This is a genomic window from Sphaerisporangium rufum (assembly GCF_016863395.1).
Taxonomy (GTDB): domain Bacteria; phylum Actinomycetota; class Actinomycetes; order Streptosporangiales; family Streptosporangiaceae; genus Sphaerisporangium; species Sphaerisporangium rufum.
The window spans coordinates 34829-48811 of record NZ_BOOU01000085.1 but is presented as its reverse complement, the minus strand read 5'-3'; the positions used below and the strand labels follow the sequence as shown (position 1 = coordinate 48811).

Below are 13983 nucleotides of genomic sequence, written 5' to 3'. Positions count from 1 at the left end.
TCCCGGCCTGGACGATCCGGCGCTCGCCGCCGCGCCCGTCTCCGGCACCACCCGCCCGGCCGCGGGACGAGGCACCGGGGCACCGCCTGCCCGGCCCGGTCACCCGCCCGGCCGGGCAAGGCGGACCGGGCGCTAGTCGCCGACGAGCGTGGTGAGGGTGAGGGTCTCCTCGCCGGCCGGGCCGGTGAGGCGCACCGACAGCTCCCACCCCCCGTCCATGGAGAACAGGCCGCCCTCGGCGACGAAGTGGCCGGGGGCCGCCTTCCGGGCGGTGACCTCGGGCATCGCGTGACCCATGGCGGGCATCACGGCGGCGATGGTTACGGTGTCGGCCGCGCCCCGGTCCACTCGTACGTCGATCGTGTCCCGGGCGGCGGTGACGGTGACGGTGTAGCGGGTGCCCGCGGCGGTCACCGGGTCGGCGCCCGAGGCGCGGGCGACGGCGAACGCGGCCACCGCGGCCGCCACCAGCGCGGCGAACGCCAGGACCAGCAGGCGCTTCGCGCGGGTCAACGGGGTACCTCCACGGTGAAGGGCACGGTGGTGATGCCGCGGCCGGTGGCGTACTGCGCCCAGGCGAGGTAGCGGCCCGGCACGGGGAAGCCGAAGGTGAAGCGCAGCCGGGCGCCGGGCGTCCCCATCTCGTGGACGTGGCCGAGGAACCCGCCGTCCGCCGACCGCACGATGAGGTGGCCCGCCATCCCGAGCCACGGCAGCGGTGTCCCGGCGGTGGCCACCTCGACGGTGGCCGGCCGCCCCGCCCGGGGCACGGCCGGCGTCACCGTCACCGTCCCGGCCGGGGCCGCCGGAACCTCCGGGTCACCCGGCGCCGTGGCACCCGCGCCGCTCCCCGAGCCCGCGCCCTTTCCGGAGCGTGCGCCGTTTCCGGAGCCCGTACCCGTGCCCGAGGCCGTACCGTTCCCTGCGTCTGTACCGGTACCGCCGGCACCCGCATCACCGGCCACGTCCGCGTCGGCCACGTCCGCGCCGGCACCGTCCGCGCCGTCTCCCGGGTCCGCGGCGTCCCGCCCGCCGACCGTGAAGGCGCCGGTGAGGAGCTGGCCGCCGGAGTCGGTGCGTTCGAGCTCGACGTAGGTGAGGTAGCGACCGGGAGGTCCGGCGCGCAGCCGTACCTCAAGGCGGCCCGGCGCGGTCCGCAGCGGGTGGACGTGGCGGAAGTAGCGGCCGTCTTCGGCGGTGACCACCAGGTGGGCCATGGCCTCGTGGTGCACGGCGAGATCGTCGACGGGCCGCCCGGTGGACCCGTCGAACAGCTCCACCCGCGCCACGAACTCCTCGCCCGGGGCCGGCCGGGCCGGCACGGTGGTGATCACCCGTTGGACGTACGGCCGGCCGGCCGGCGCGTCCGTGGGACGCGGTTCGGCGCCGTCCGGCGGTCCGGCGGGCAGCCAGGGGTCGAGCACCACGATCAGCGCGGCGACCGTGAGCCCCGCGGCGGCGACCGCGGTCACCACGAACGCCGACCGGCCGCGCCGGCCGAACGCCCCGGTGAGCAGGCCGCCCACCAGGAGCAGGCCGGCGGTGAACAGGCCGCCGTAGATCAGGAACTCCCACCCCGAGCCGCGGTCCACCAGGACCCGGAACGGGATCACCGTGGTCTCGCCCCCGGCGGTGACGGACAGCTCGTGCGGCCCGGTCTCCTCGGCCCGCAACCGCGCGGGCCGGCCGGGGGCCGCCGTGCCGCGGGTGACCCCACCGCCGGTCATCGACCGGAGCCGCAGGTCAAGGGCGGGGGCGGCGGGGAAACCGATCACCTCGACGCGCAGCGGCCCCGGCACCCGGGTCGTCGCCTTGATCACGAGGGTCAGCTCCGCGCCCGCGATCGTCTGCGCGATCCGCAGGTCGGCCCCCGCCCGGACGTCGTGCGCCGCGGCGGGCGGGGCGATCAGCAGGGCCGCCACCATCGCAAGGACGGCCAGGCGGATCAGCCGGAGCGGCCTGATCATGCCCGCCGGGCGCCGGACTCGCCCGCCCGGGCCGGCGCCTGGTCCGGGAACGGGGCGCCGGGCTCGCCGGCCGCCGGCACCGCGCCCGGCAGGGAACCGGCCGCCGCCGGTACCGCGTTCGGCAGGAACAGGACGCCGAGCGCCAGGCCGATGAGACCCGCGACGATCGGGGCGCCGGTCCACAGTTCGGGTACGGCGGGCAGCCGCCCAGTGACCAGCGAGGCGACCGCGACGTACAGCGACCAGGTGACGAACGACGACAGGCCGGCGAAGGCCCAGTAGGCCGCCCGGCGCTCCCGCGAGGGGCGCAGCCACCGGATCAGCAGGTCGCCCGCCAGCCCGGCGGCGACGAACGTCAGCAGGACCGGGATGTTGTCGAAGGCCGTCTGCGCGCCGGGCATCAGGACGGCCACCACCGACAGCACGGTCACGCTCCCGAACGGCAGGTGCCACCTGCGCTGCAGGAACAGAACCGGGGCGAGCAGCATCACGTTCGTGATGACGATCGAGGCGGCCAGCGAACCGGCCATGCCGTCCTCCGCGCTGGAGAAGGCCCGGACGATGCCCTCCGTGCTCCACTGGACGGCGTTGCCGTAGGACAGGAACAGCGACACCAGCGCGGCGGCGAAGCCGAGAGAGATCAGTGCGGGGAGCAGGCGCGGCAGGCGGGGCCGGTCCCCGAGGTCCGGGGCGCTCCACGCCGAGCGGAGCGGGCTGGTGATGATCAGCATCATCGTCACGATCAGCCCCAGGTGGGACGGGCTGAACAGGATGTCGATGGTCTGCTCGATGCCCAGCAACGTGTGCCACATCAGGTCGGCCAGCCCGAACGCGGCGAACCCGGGGATGGCGAGCAGCCCGGCCAGGTACCCGTCCGGTACCGCGGCCGTCCCGCTCCGCCCCGCGCGCACGTTGCGGTAGACCTGCCAGATGATCCAGCCCGACACCGCCGCGAACCCCGAGTAGAACGCCGCGTGCCAGGGCGTGAAGAACGTCTCCAGCTCGGCCAGGTTGCTGTGCGCCCAGGCGTCGATCATCAGCCCGATGCCGAACCAGACGCCGAGCAGCGTCGTGATCAGGTCGGTGCGCGGGCTCACCCGCGGACGTGCCTGCCCGGAGTCCGCGAGCAGCCGCCGCACTCCAGCGTCCACCGCCATCAGCGTGTCCCTTCCTCGGCCCGGTCCCGGCGGCCGTTCCCGGCCCGGTGACCGGGCGGCAACCGGTCGCCGCGTCACGGCGACTCCCCGTCGCCTTGATCCTCGACGACGGCCGCCGGACCGGGAACCCGGCTGGCCTCCTCATCCGGGTGCGGTTATCCGTACCATCGGGCCGCCGCGCATCCGCCCCCCCGGCGCCGCCGCGCGGCCGCCGCGCACCCGGCCGGGCCGCCGGAGCACCCGACGCGCCGACGAGGACGGGGGCCGGCGGACCCGCCCTCAGGCGTTCAGGTACCGCAGCACCGCGAGCACCCGCCGGTGGTCGTGCGCGCTCGCCTCCAGGCCGAGCTTGACGAAGATGCTCGTGCAGTGCTTCTCCACGGTGCGCTCGGCGATGACCAGCCGTTCGGCGATCGCCATGTTCGTGCGGCCCTCGGCCATCAGCCGCAGCACGGCGCGCTCGCGCTCGGTGAGCCGTCCCAGTGGGTCGCCGGGCTGCCGGTGGCGGCCGACGAGCCGCTCGACGACGACCGGGTCCAGCACCGACCCGCCCGACCCGACCCGGCGGATGGCCGCGGCGAACTCCGCCAGGTCCGACACCCGGTCCTTGAGCAGGTAGCCGACGCCGTCGGTGCGGCCGCCGAGCAGTTCGACCGCGTAGCTCACCCGGACGTGGTGCGACAGCACCAGCACGCCCACCTCCGGATGCCGTTCCCGCAGCGTGACCGCGGCCCGCAGCCCTTCGTCGGTGTGGGTGGGCGGCAGGCGGATGTCCAGCACGGCCACCTCGGGCGGGTCCTGCGCCACGTGCGCGAGCAGGTCTGCGGCGTTGTCGACGCACGCCGCCACCGCGAACCCCGACTCCGCCAGCAGCCGGGCCAGGCCCTCGCGGAACAGCGTGGAGTCCTCGCAGATCGCTACGCGCACGGCAGGACCACCCTCAGCACGGTTCCCTTCCCCGGCGGGCTGTCGATCGTGAGCCGGCCGCCGTTGGCCTCGGCGCGGTCGGCGAGCCCGGCCAGCCCCGAGCCGCCGGCCGGGTCGGCCCCGCCGGCGCCGTCGTCGCCCACCTCGACCAGCAGGCCGCCGTCGCGTCGGGCGAGCCGCACCCAGGCCCGGGACGCGGCGGCGTGCCGGGTCACGTTGGCCAGCGCCTCGTTGACGATGTAGTACGCCGCGGTCTCCACCGACTGAGGCAGCGGCCCGCCCAGCGTCACCTCGCAGGTGACGGGGACCGGGGAGACGGCGGCCAGCTCCTTGACCGCGCCCGAAAGGCCGCGCTCGGTCAGCACCGGCGGGTGGATGCCGTGGCTGACCGCGCGCAGGTCGTCCAGCGCGGCCAGCACCGCTGCCTTGGCCTCGCCGACCAGCGGTCCGGCCCGCCCGGGGTCGGCGCCGGCGGCCTCGGCCAGGCCGAGCGTCATCGCCACCGACAGCAGTCGCTGCTGCACGCCGTCGTGCAGGTCGCGTTCGAGCCTGCGGCGTTCGGACTCGCCCACCTGCAGCATCCGCCGCCGGGAGGCCGCGAGCTGCCGCAGCCGGGCCCGCAGGTCCGCGGTGAGCCGTTCGTTCTCCAGCGCGAGCGCGGCGGCGGCACACGCGGCCTCGACCAGCAACGGCTGCTGGAGGAGGCCGGCGTCGTGCACGAGGACGGCGAGCGGCGCCTCGCCCTGGTCGACGCGGGTGACGGCCCGGCCCGGGCCGGGCGCGAGGTCGACCGGGCGGCCGTCGGCGTCCACGTAGCGGTCCTGCTCCGCGGTCCAGTAGCCCACGGCCAGCCCGGGGTCCCGCAGGGTGGCGGCCAGCTCGTCGCGCAGCGTGTCCGGCCGCCGGCGCCTGCTCAGCTGGACCACGAGCTCGGCCACCCGGCCGTGGTCCATCCGGCTGCGCATCAGCCCGGCCAGGTACGCCAGCGGGACCGCCACGAAGGAGGCCAGCATGACGAGGACGGCGGGAAGCTGCAGCGGGTTCGGGGGCATCAGGTCGGCCATCCGGTCCCAGGCGAAGGCGACGGTGGCGACCATCGACGCGCCGGTGACCGGGGCGATCGCCCGGCGCTGCGCGTGACCGGCCCGGCGCCAGCGCCGGACGGTGAGGACGAGCACCGCGGCGCAGATGGACACGGTCACCTGCCAGGACGACGCGTCGATCTGCAGGACGGTGTGCCGGAGCGGCGCGGGCAGCGGCAGGCGGAGCAGGGCCTGGGCGCCGGGCAGCACCAGGGCCGTGCCGTACGCCAGGGCGGTCACCACCTGGTAGGACACGGACTCCAGCCGGCCGGTCGGGAAGGCGAGGAACAGGTGGCAGGCGACCCCCGCCCACATGCCGCACGACGCCAGCGCCCACAGCGGTTCGTCGGGGAGGAACAGCAACTGCTGGGGGATCCAGGCGATGCCGAGCACGACCATGAGCGGGCCGACCTGGTTGCCCGGGTGCTCCCGCGAGATCACCACCCCGACCGTGAGGAAGGTGAGGCCGACGATCGCGCCGAGCGCCCAGATCAGGCCGTTGCGCCAGATGACGCCCTGACCGGCCGCCAGCACGGTGACGACCAGCAGCCACGCCGCTCCGGCCGCGACGGCGAGCGACGCGGTGGCGCCGGTGGAACGCGGTGACGTGGCGGCGCCGGCTGAACGCGGTGACGCGGTGGTGCCCGTGGAACGCGTGGCCATCGCCCACCCCCGATGGGGATTGTACGGACGAACCACCTCGGATGCGCATGATCGCCGAACGAGCCGGCGATCAGCCGATCCGCCGGACGAAGTCGCGGGTGACCCGGGTGCCGGCCTCGCTCAGGAAGGTGGCCAGGTCGGCCGACATGAGGGCCTGGTCGACGCCGATGACGAGGTCTTCGGCATCGATCTCGGCGACCGCCAGCTCGGACCCGAGGTCCCCGCTGCGCCGCACCCGGACGCGCAGCGCGGGTTTCGGGCGGGTCTCCTCCACCGGCTGGAGCAGCTCGAGCGCCGTCCGGCCGATCTGGTCCAGCCGGGAGGTCAGCACCGGGTCGAAATGCGCTTCGCCGACGTAGGCGATGATCCGGTGGCCGGGCACCAGGTGGCTGATCACGCCTGGGCAGCCGCCTGGCAACGAGACGCGCCGGAACTCCACGCTTGCCGCGGACGGCGAGGACGGACGGGTCATCCACCGCAGCCTTTCTGCCGTACTTCCCGGGCTTTGGTCCGGCCGTCAGGCCCCCGGGTGACAGAAAGTTTGGCGTATCGGACGCCGGCCTCGATGCATTATCCGGAAAACTATGGTTCTCGTGGATTGTCGGATTTATTAGCCGGATCCAGCGCCCTGCCCAGCTCGTCGGCCAGCCGGTCACACTGTTCATCGGTGTAATCGCCAGGTACGCGAAATATAAGCCGCTCACCACTTGCGAGCTTGATGTCGGCGATGTCCCAACCGATCCACTGGGTGATGGCCAGAGCCTTCACGGTGTCGGGATCCAGGCCAAGCCCGGTCGCCAGCGCGTTCAGCCGCCACAGGTCGGGCATCCGGGGCACCCGGCCGCTGAGCACGTCGGTTATCCACTGCGCGGTCAGGTGCTGCCGAGTGCCCGGGTCGACGGATCGCAGGGCCAGCGCGCGGATGCTGAGGCCTTTGTCTCTTATGTGAGCGCGGATGCTGTCGCTCAGTGGAGTGGGGGACGGGTCCGCTGTCACGCGCCAGGACGGCATTAGGTTGTCAGCTCCTCGACTCTTTCTCGCCGCGATCACCCTCATGATGCCCGCTAGATCTTGACGACAGGAGGTAATCGGCGGCAAACCTGACCCGGACCGCTGTCAATGAAATGCCGGGGGCGAGATAGCGGTTCCGGGGGACCTTCCTTGTTCGCCTGCGGAGGTGCGCTTCTCCGGATTAGAGTGCGACACGCAGTCGAGCTGTCAGCAAAATCTGACGACGTAGCAATCCCTCGGAAAGGTGAACAATGCCGGGTAAGCCGCAAATGCACCTGCGGAGCGCGGTGTTGCTGCGCGTACTGATGTCGGGCGGGACGGCTCGCAGTGTCGCCGAGTTCGCCCGGCGGGCCGCCCTCACCCGGCAGTGCATTGACGGTCTGCTCAAAAGAGGCACATGCCGTCGTACCACGGCGGACGCCGTCGCGTCAGCGGTCGGTGTCCGGACGCTCGACCTGTTCGACCCCATAGTGTCAGCAAATTCTGACGACAAACCGGGTCGGTGACCTTCCACGACTCAGAAAGGACTCGTCTCTTGACGACGAAGAAGACCCTCGTCACCGGCATCCTCGCCGCGGCCGCGACGGCGGTGCTCGCCCCCATGGTGGCGGCCGCGGCACCGGCCGGCGCGACGACCGGCGCCGCCCGGCAGGCGGCCGCGCCGGCCGCCATCGCCCGCCCCGCCGCGCCCGCCGCCCAGGCGAGCCCGGCCCGGGACGCCTTCCGGCCGCCCGCCGGCCGGTCCGGAGCCCGCCGACCCGGCGGCTGGGACCGCGGGCGCGCCCACGAGTTCATCCTGCGCGGCCGGACGTTCGTCCTGCCGAGCTGCCAGTTCGCCATGAACGGCGGCGTCTACGTCGCGCCGGGCTGTGCCTACCGCGACCCGGTGTACATCGTCGGCGGCCGGTCCTTCGACCTGCCGGGCGACTGGTGCGACCAGCCGGTCGGCCTGCCCGGCCGCTGGTACGGCGCCACCGGCTACCAGTTCCGCTGGGCCACCGGCTGGGGCGGCCGGTGGGGCGGCCGCTGGCACGGCGGCCACGGCCCCCGCTGGGGCGGCCACTGGGGCGGCCACTGGGGCGGCGGCAACCCGGGTGGCGGTCACCCCGGTGGCGGTAACCCCGGAGGCGGCAACCCGGGCGGCGGTCATCCCGGTGGCGGTAACCCCGGAGGCGGCAACCCGGGCGGGGGCAACCCCGGAGGCGGTCACTTCGGTGGCGGGCGCTCGTTCACGAGGCTCGGCTGATCGTCAGGCCGGGCCGACCCGCCCGGGCCGGCCGGCCCGCGAGGTTCGTCCCACCCCCGGCACCGGCACCTCGCGCACCGCGCGAGCGGTGACGGAACGGCGGGACCGCACCGGCCACCACCCGGCGTGCGCGACCACGCCCTGGAGACAGGGGCCGTCCAGAGACGCGGAGTAGGCGCCTCTGGACGACATCCGTGGCGAGGGCCGCGACGGCGCCGGCATCCACGGGGCGGCTGCGAGGAGGGGACGCAGCCGCTCCACCGGCCTTTCCGGCCGATCCGGCCACGTCTCGAACGTGGCCCCCAAGCTGCGAGCGGCGCGGACTCCGGCACCACCGGCCGGGTCCTGGCGGTGATTCGACCGATCGGGGACCTCCGGCGACTCGTCCGCCCGGACCCGGCCGGTGGAGTCCCGCCGCTCGCGCCCCTCGGCCGGCCTCGGCCCGGCGGCAGGGACGTGACCAGGAGGTGACGGCGAACACCTCCTCCCCGCCCTGCCGGGCCCTGGCCGGCCCCCTCCCCCCGTCCCCTCTTCTCTTCCCCCGTCCCGCCTCGGCCGCCGTCCGGCCGGTTCGAGGTGATCGACGACACGAGCCGCACCCCCCGGCCGGTCCGCGCGCCGGGGTCGCGGACGAACGGAGTCGCATTGAACGTGCACTGGTGGATCGCCGGCACATCACTTCTCACCCTGCTCGCCGCCTCGGTCTGGCCGCCGTGGCGGGCCGTCCTGACCCGCACCCGGCCGCACCTGTTCGGCGGCATCACCGAGATGGCCCCGGACGACGGTCCGGAGCCGTACACGATGACCAGCGTCAGCGCCGGCTGGTGCACCACGACGCTCGTCATGGCGACCTGGGAGCAGGTCGCCGAGCACGCCGCCCGGCGGTCGGCGGACGCCGACACCTCGTACGTGTGCGTGCTCCGGGGCACCCGCGAGTGGTACTGGCAGCAGGGGCGCCTGACCGACGCCATCGCCAGCTCCGGAGAAGACCACCACCCACCCACTCTCCGTTGACACCGCCCGCGTGATGCCCCGCCGGTGTGATGCCGCCCGTGGTTGTCAGCAGAATCTGCTGACAACCACGGGCTGAAAAATGTCGCAGGAGCCGCCCGTTGGCTCTCCTACGACCGGTTGCCGGTCAGCCGCAGAGGGACGATCCGTAGACCAGCCCGCCGCCGCAGCCGCCGCCGCAGGCGGATCCGTAGACGAGGCCACCGCCGCCGCAGCCGCCGCCGCCGTTGACGACGACTACGCCGCCGCCACCGCCCCAGTAGCCGCCACCCAGGGGATAGCCGCCCCAGAAGCCGCCCCAGCGCGGACCCCAGTAACCGCCCCAGCGACCGCCCCAGCCGCCGCCCCAGTGACCGCCGCCCCAGCGGCCGCCACCCCACCGGCCGCCGCCGCCCCAGTCGCCCTGGGTCGCGGACTGCTCGGCCTTGACCTGGTGCCGGGACGTCGCCGTGTCGGCCGACGCGGCGGCCGGCGCCATGACGGCGAGCGCCGCGCAGGCGGCACCCGTCCACAGCAGTCGTCGGATCATGATCGGGTCTCCTTTTGTCGTTGCCATTCCGTCACTGAGCGTGACTGTGCCCAGGCTAGCCACCCGTCGATCATGCTTCCGGCCGTCCTCGGGTCAAGCACCGGTAATCAGCGCCGGCCCATCCGCCGCACTCGCCCCGATCCCCCGCAGACCGCCCACCGCCCTGGCCCGGTCAGGCAGGAACGGCGCACTCGAACCACACCGTGCGCCCGCCCGGCCGCTCCAGCACGCCCCAGGCGGCGGCCAGCCGATCGACCAGCCACAGCCCGCGCCCGCTCTCGCTGAACGGATCCACCTCCGCGGCCGCCGCCGGAATCCCGGCCGGCGATCCCTCGTCGCCGACCTCGACGCGCACCCGGGTTCCGTCGGCGAACACCCGTACCTCCACGGTCCCGCCCGGACGCCCGGAGTCCGAATGCCGGACCGCGTTTCCCATCAACTCGCCCGCCAGCAACACCGTGTCATCGACCTCGGAGATTCCCGCGGCGACCAGCACCGTCCGGACGTACGACCGGCCGTGCGTCACCGACTCCGGCGTGCCGGCCAGCCGTACCGTGCCGAGCGGGCGCGCGGTCGTGATCCGGGAGCCGCCCCGTACCGAAGCGCCGCTCTCGCCCATGTTCATGGGACCACCTTTCGAGTTCGAAGAAGCCTGGTCAGTGATAGCCGAACCGAATTCCGTTTCCGGTCATCATGTGGTCCGCCTTTGCGGGGAATCCGCTTTCCCAGCGTGCGGTACGGCGGTAGCGTCGGACGGGTGAATCCTTGCACGGTCTAAGCACAGTATTTGTGAGACCGCGGTCGTACTCGTGAGATAGGTGTGAGACTTCAGGAGAAAGCTGGCATGCCTAATCCAATTTCCATTAACCCCGACGAATCACCGCAAGCACGTTTCGCCTACGAGCTGCGCCGCCACCGGCTCGAAGCGGGCTGGACCCAGCTCCGCCTCGCCCGCGCGCTCAACGTGGCCGTCAGCACCGTCGGCATGCTGGAGACCCTGAAGCGCAGGCCCGACCGCGGCTTCGCCGACGCCTGCGACCGGGTCCTCCACCTGGACGGCGTCTTCCACGAACTCTGGAAGAGGACGCGCTGGGACATGGCGCCGGAGCATTTCCGGGATTTCGTGACCCTGGAAAGCCAGGCCTCCGCGCTACGGACGTGGGACCCGATGCTGATTCCCGGGTTCTTCCAGACCGAGGCCTATGCTCGGCGGGTATTCGAGACCGAGCCCGGGATTACACCCGAGGACCTGGAGAGACGCCTGGGGAGCCGGATGGAACGCCAGGCGATGCTGACCCGGCCGGCCGCTCCCATGATCTGGAGTCTCGTCGATGAAGGAGCGCTCCGCCGCCCCATGGGGGACATTTCCATGATGCGCGAGCAGTTGACCAGGCTCATGGAGGTCGCCCGCTTGCCTCGGGTAACGGTACAGATCGTGCCGTATGCGGCGTGGTGTGCGGTCGGCCTGCAAAGCGCGTTCACGATTGCCGAGCTTCGGGGCGTGCCGCATAGTGTCTATATCGAGAGCTCACCGCGCGGCTTCATGATCGGAGAACGCGAGGCCGTCGCGGCCCTCGTGGGACGGTACGACGCTCTGCGAGCCGCGGCCCTTCCCCGGAATCTATCGCTCGGCACCATCGAGGAAGTGAGAGCGCAATGGATCTGAGTACCGCAAAATGGCGTAAATCCTCCTGGTCCAGTGGAGATGGCGGCCAATGCGTGGAAGTGGCCGGCAACCTGCCCGGAGTCATCGCCGTGCGGGACAGCAAGAATCCCGGTGGGCCGGCTCTGGTGGTCTCTCCCGCCGAGTGGCGCGCGTTCGTCCAGGCCGTGCGGCCCGGGGCGCCGCCCCGATAGCGGCGGCGCCCCTGGGCCGGTCAGCGGACGACGGGGCGTTTCTCCTTGGGCAGGGATTCGATCAGGGAGCGGGGGACGTTGAGGGTGTCCGCGCTCACCTGGGGCGGCAGGTTGGCCATCCACTGGGTGGCCGAGACGTCCTCGAAGCGCGGGTTGCGGAACATTTCCAGGAAGACCAGCGGCTCGGTGCCCAGGTTCTCCACGTAGTGGCCGTAGGCGAACGGGACGTAGCCGACGTCGCCCGCCTGGAAATTGAAGGTCCGCGCGGCACCGGAGGCGGCGAACACCCCCATCCGCCCGAACCCGGAGATGTAGTACTGCCACTCGTCGTTGGTGGGGTGCCAGTGCAGCTCGCGCAGCCCGCCGGGTTCGATCTCCACCAGGGCGGCACAGATGGTGGTGGCGGCGGCGAAGTTGGTGGAGTCGGTGATCCGCACGGTCCCGCCGGAGAAGCGTTCGGGCGCCTGGGCGAGCATGCGGTGCTTGAAGGTGCGCGGCACGTCGGCGGTCGGGCTGACCACCCGGTCCGACTCCAGCGGCGGCGGCACCTGGCCGGCGAAGATGTACTTCTCCCGCTCCGGCATGCTCGCCAGCTGCGGCTCGCTCCAGCCGAAGTTCTTGGCCAGCACGCTCTTCGGGGTGTGCGCGAAGAAGTCGCTGATCATGAAGGTGGAGTTCTCCGAGAACATGCCGTCGTCGAAGACCAGCAGGAACTCCACCCCCTCGTCCAGCGCCTGGATGTAGTGCGGGATGCCCTTGGGGAAGAACCACAGGTCGCCGCATTGCACGTCGTCCAGGAAGCGCCGGCCCTCCTGGTCCACCGCGCCGATCCGGCAGCTCCCCTCCAGCACGTACGCCCACTCGGCCTGCTTGTGCCAGTGCAGCTCGCGGTAGGCGCCGGGGTTGAGTTTCATGTCCACGCCGGCCAGCGTGGTGGCGACCGGCAGCTCGCGCTGGGTGACCTCGCGGGTCCAGCCGCCCTCCTCGATCCGGGTGTGCGCCATCGAGAAGGAGAACTTCAGGTTGGGCACGGTGCCGTAGTCGGTGACCGGCGGGGTGAGCAGGTCCGGATTCTGCAGGTCCAGCTGGAGGTTGCGCGGGCCGGTGTCGACGCCGCCCTGGCCGTCTCGCTGCGGCTGCGGGATCTGCTCGCGGGAACGCTTGGCCATGGGTCTTCCTTTTCGAGGTCAGGACAGCAGGACGAAGGGCAGGCAGCAGCCGAGGACGGCGACCACCGCGCCGGCCGCGGCCGCGGCGGCGGTGGTGCGCGGGTGGTTGACCAGCGGGCCCATCAGCCCCGGGCTCCGGCACAGCGTGACCAGCAGGAACAGCGCGACCGGCACGCCGAGGGAGATGGCCACCTGGCTGAGCACGAGCAGCCCGGTGAGCGGGGCGCCGCAGCCCAGGGCGAGCACGGCCGGGATCATGGTGATGAGGCGCCGCAGGTGCACGGGCACCCCGCGGCCGAGGAAGCCGCGCATCACGACGTCCCCGGCCAGGGTGCCGACCCCGGCGGAGGACACCCCGGACGACAGCAGCGCCACCGCGAACGCCAGCGCGGCGGCGCCGCTCACCCGGCCGGCCAGCCCGGCGTGCGCGTCGGCCAGATCGCCCTGCCAGCCGTGGCCGAGCGCCGCGGCCAGCCCGGCACCCAGGGCGATCATGGAGACGTTGACCGCGGTGGCGGCGCCGAGGGCCAGCGCGCAGTCCAGCCGCAGCGCCCGCCGGACCAGGGCGGGCCGCCGCCAGGCCGCCGCCGGGTCCGTCCCGTGCCCTCGCGCCAGCGCGGAGTGCAGGTAGACGGCGTGCGGCATGACGGTCGCACCGACGATGCCCATGGCCAGCACCAGCGAGCCGGTGCCGTCGAACGCGGGCACCATCCCGGTGGCCAGCTCGGCGGCGGACTGGTGTCCCACCGCCAGGATGTCGTAGCCGATACCCGCGCCGACCAGCAGCAGGGCGGCGGCGCCGACCAGCTCGAACGGCCTGGTCCGGCCGCGCCGGCGCAGTTCGAGCAGGGCCAGCGAGACCACCGCGGTGACCAGCGCGGACGCCATGACCGGCATGCCGAACAGCAGCCGCAGGCCGATCGCCGCGCCGACGAACTCGGCCAGGTCGGTGGCGAGCACCACCGCCTCGGCCTGCAGCCAGAGCAGCCGGTTCCCGGCCGGCCCGAAACGCTCGCGGCACAGTTCGGGCAGGCTCCGCCCGGTGGCGACGCCGAGTTTGGCGGCCTGGTACTGCACGAGTATCGCCACCAGGCTGGCCAGTACCACCACCCAGACCAGCAGATATCCCGACGTCGCACCCGCGGTGAGGTTCGTGGCGACATTCCCGGGATCGACATAGGCGATGGCCGCGACGAAGGCCGGGCCGAGGATCGGCGTCACCCGTCCTCGCTCCGCCCGGCCCGGCGGCCGGACGAGAACCGGCGGCGGCCCGTCCGGCCGGGTACCAGCGATCATGTGCATTTCCCTCGGAAGTGTGCGTAGCACTTCATACGTCCTGACGGCTCGATTTTCGAAAGGACGGC

The 13983-nt window shown here is 73.1% G+C and carries 15 protein-coding genes; 4 read left to right on the top strand and 11 right to left on the bottom strand.

Going from position 1 to position 13983, the window contains the following annotated elements:
* Nucleotides 1-132: 132 nt before the first annotated feature.
* The 7 genes from Sru01_RS29845 to Sru01_RS29815 form a co-directional block, all read right to left on the bottom strand.
* Nucleotides 133-513 carry a FixH family protein gene (locus Sru01_RS29845; RefSeq protein ID WP_203992576.1) on the bottom strand — a complete coding sequence of 127 codons (381 nt, stop codon included), beginning with the start codon at nt 511-513 and terminating at the stop codon, nt 133-135.
* On the bottom strand, nt 510-1967 hold the full coding sequence (locus Sru01_RS29840; protein WP_203992573.1) for a DUF8832 domain-containing protein: 1458 nt from the start codon (nt 1965-1967) through the stop codon (nt 510-512). The genes Sru01_RS29845 and Sru01_RS29840 overlap by 4 nt, the downstream gene beginning before the upstream one ends.
* Nucleotides 1964-3118, bottom strand: a complete 1155-nt coding sequence (locus Sru01_RS29835; protein WP_203992570.1) for a hypothetical protein — start codon at nt 3116-3118, stop codon at nt 1964-1966. The genes Sru01_RS29840 and Sru01_RS29835 overlap by 4 nt, the downstream gene beginning before the upstream one ends.
* Before the next feature lie 285 nt (nt 3119-3403).
* Nucleotides 3404-4051: a response regulator transcription factor gene (locus tag Sru01_RS29830; protein ID WP_203992567.1), complete on the bottom strand. Its 648-nt coding sequence runs from the start codon at nt 4049-4051 to the stop codon at nt 3404-3406.
* Entirely contained in the window at nt 4042-5796 is a 1755-nt protein-coding gene (locus tag Sru01_RS29825) for a sensor histidine kinase (RefSeq protein ID WP_203992564.1), read from the bottom strand. The genes Sru01_RS29830 and Sru01_RS29825 overlap by 10 nt, the downstream gene beginning before the upstream one ends.
* 70 nt (nt 5797-5866) lie before the next feature.
* On the bottom strand, nt 5867-6268 hold the full coding sequence (locus Sru01_RS29820) for a hypothetical protein (protein WP_203992561.1): 402 nt from the start codon (nt 6266-6268) through the stop codon (nt 5867-5869).
* A 110-nt stretch (nt 6269-6378) separates the two neighbouring features.
* On the bottom strand, nt 6379-6807 hold the full coding sequence (locus Sru01_RS29815) for a helix-turn-helix domain-containing protein (RefSeq protein ID WP_203992558.1): 429 nt from the start codon (nt 6805-6807) through the stop codon (nt 6379-6381).
* Nucleotides 6808-7342: 535 nt separating this feature from the next.
* Between Sru01_RS29815 and Sru01_RS29810 the strand changes: the two genes are divergently transcribed.
* Together Sru01_RS29810 and Sru01_RS29805 are read left to right on the top strand one after the other, a co-directional pair.
* Entirely contained in the window at nt 7343-8053 is a 711-nt protein-coding gene (locus Sru01_RS29810; protein ID WP_203992555.1) for a hypothetical protein, read from the top strand.
* Between the two features lie 645 nt (nt 8054-8698).
* On the top strand, nt 8699-9067 hold the full coding sequence (locus Sru01_RS29805; protein WP_203992552.1) for a hypothetical protein: 369 nt from the start codon (nt 8699-8701) through the stop codon (nt 9065-9067).
* A gap of 124 nt (nt 9068-9191) precedes the next feature.
* On the opposite strand, the gene Sru01_RS29800 is transcribed toward Sru01_RS29805, so the two are convergent.
* Nucleotides 9192-9593, bottom strand: a complete 402-nt coding sequence (locus Sru01_RS29800; protein ID WP_203992549.1) for a hypothetical protein — start codon at nt 9591-9593, stop codon at nt 9192-9194.
* 172 nt (nt 9594-9765) lie between these two features.
* Nucleotides 9766-10218: an ATP-binding protein gene (locus Sru01_RS29795; protein WP_203992548.1), complete on the bottom strand. Its 453-nt coding sequence runs from the start codon at nt 10216-10218 to the stop codon at nt 9766-9768.
* 195 nt (nt 10219-10413) lie between these two features.
* Between Sru01_RS29795 and Sru01_RS29790 the strand changes: the two genes are divergently transcribed.
* Nucleotides 10414-11259, top strand: coding sequence for a helix-turn-helix domain-containing protein (locus Sru01_RS29790; protein ID WP_203992545.1), 846 nt, complete (start codon nt 10414-10416; stop codon nt 11257-11259).
* The gene (locus Sru01_RS29785; RefSeq protein ID WP_203992542.1) at nt 11250-11450 is read left to right on the top strand and encodes a DUF397 domain-containing protein; all 201 of its coding nucleotides are present in this window, start codon (nt 11250-11252) and stop codon (nt 11448-11450) included. Before Sru01_RS29790 ends, Sru01_RS29785 begins: the two co-directional genes overlap by 10 nt.
* A 20-nt stretch (nt 11451-11470) precedes the next feature.
* Here Sru01_RS29785 and Sru01_RS29780 read toward each other — a convergent pair whose 3' ends face one another.
* Together Sru01_RS29780 and Sru01_RS29775 are read right to left on the bottom strand one after the other, a co-directional pair.
* Entirely contained in the window at nt 11471-12619 is a 1149-nt protein-coding gene (locus tag Sru01_RS29780) for an oxalate decarboxylase family bicupin (RefSeq protein ID WP_203992539.1), read from the bottom strand.
* An 18-nt stretch (nt 12620-12637) separates the two neighbouring features.
* A complete protein-coding gene (locus tag Sru01_RS29775; protein WP_203992536.1) occupies nt 12638-13915 on the bottom strand; it encodes an Nramp family divalent metal transporter in 1278 nt (425 codons plus the stop codon).
* Nucleotides 13916-13983: the final 68 nt, after the last annotated feature.

What these genes read in the sequence shown, in the direction of transcription:
- Sru01_RS29840 (WP_203992573.1), bottom strand. Translation starts at nt 1,967, where the DNA reads ATGATCAGGCCGCTCCGGCTGATCCGCCTGGCCGTCCTTGCGATGGTG.
- Sru01_RS29825 (WP_203992564.1), bottom strand. Translation starts at nt 5,796, where the DNA reads ATGGCCACGCGTTCCACGGGCACCACCGCGTCACCGCGTTCAGCCGGC.
- Sru01_RS29820 (WP_203992561.1), bottom strand. Translation starts at nt 6,268, where the DNA reads ATGACCCGTCCGTCCTCGCCGTCCGCGGCAAGCGTGGAGTTCCGGCGC.
- Sru01_RS29815 (WP_203992558.1), bottom strand. Translation starts at nt 6,807, where the DNA reads ATGCCGTCCTGGCGCGTGACAGCGGACCCGTCCCCCACTCCACTGAGC.
- Sru01_RS29800 (WP_203992549.1), bottom strand. Translation starts at nt 9,593, where the DNA reads ATGATCCGACGACTGCTGTGGACGGGTGCCGCCTGCGCGGCGCTCGCC.
- Sru01_RS29795 (WP_203992548.1), bottom strand. Translation starts at nt 10,218, where the DNA reads ATGAACATGGGCGAGAGCGGCGCTTCGGTACGGGGCGGCTCCCGGATC.
- Sru01_RS29785 (WP_203992542.1), top strand. Translation starts at nt 11,250, where the DNA reads ATGGATCTGAGTACCGCAAAATGGCGTAAATCCTCCTGGTCCAGTGGA.
- Sru01_RS29780 (WP_203992539.1), bottom strand. Translation starts at nt 12,619, where the DNA reads ATGGCCAAGCGTTCCCGCGAGCAGATCCCGCAGCCGCAGCGAGACGGC.
- Sru01_RS29775 (WP_203992536.1), bottom strand. Translation starts at nt 13,915, where the DNA reads ATGATCGCTGGTACCCGGCCGGACGGGCCGCCGCCGGTTCTCGTCCGG.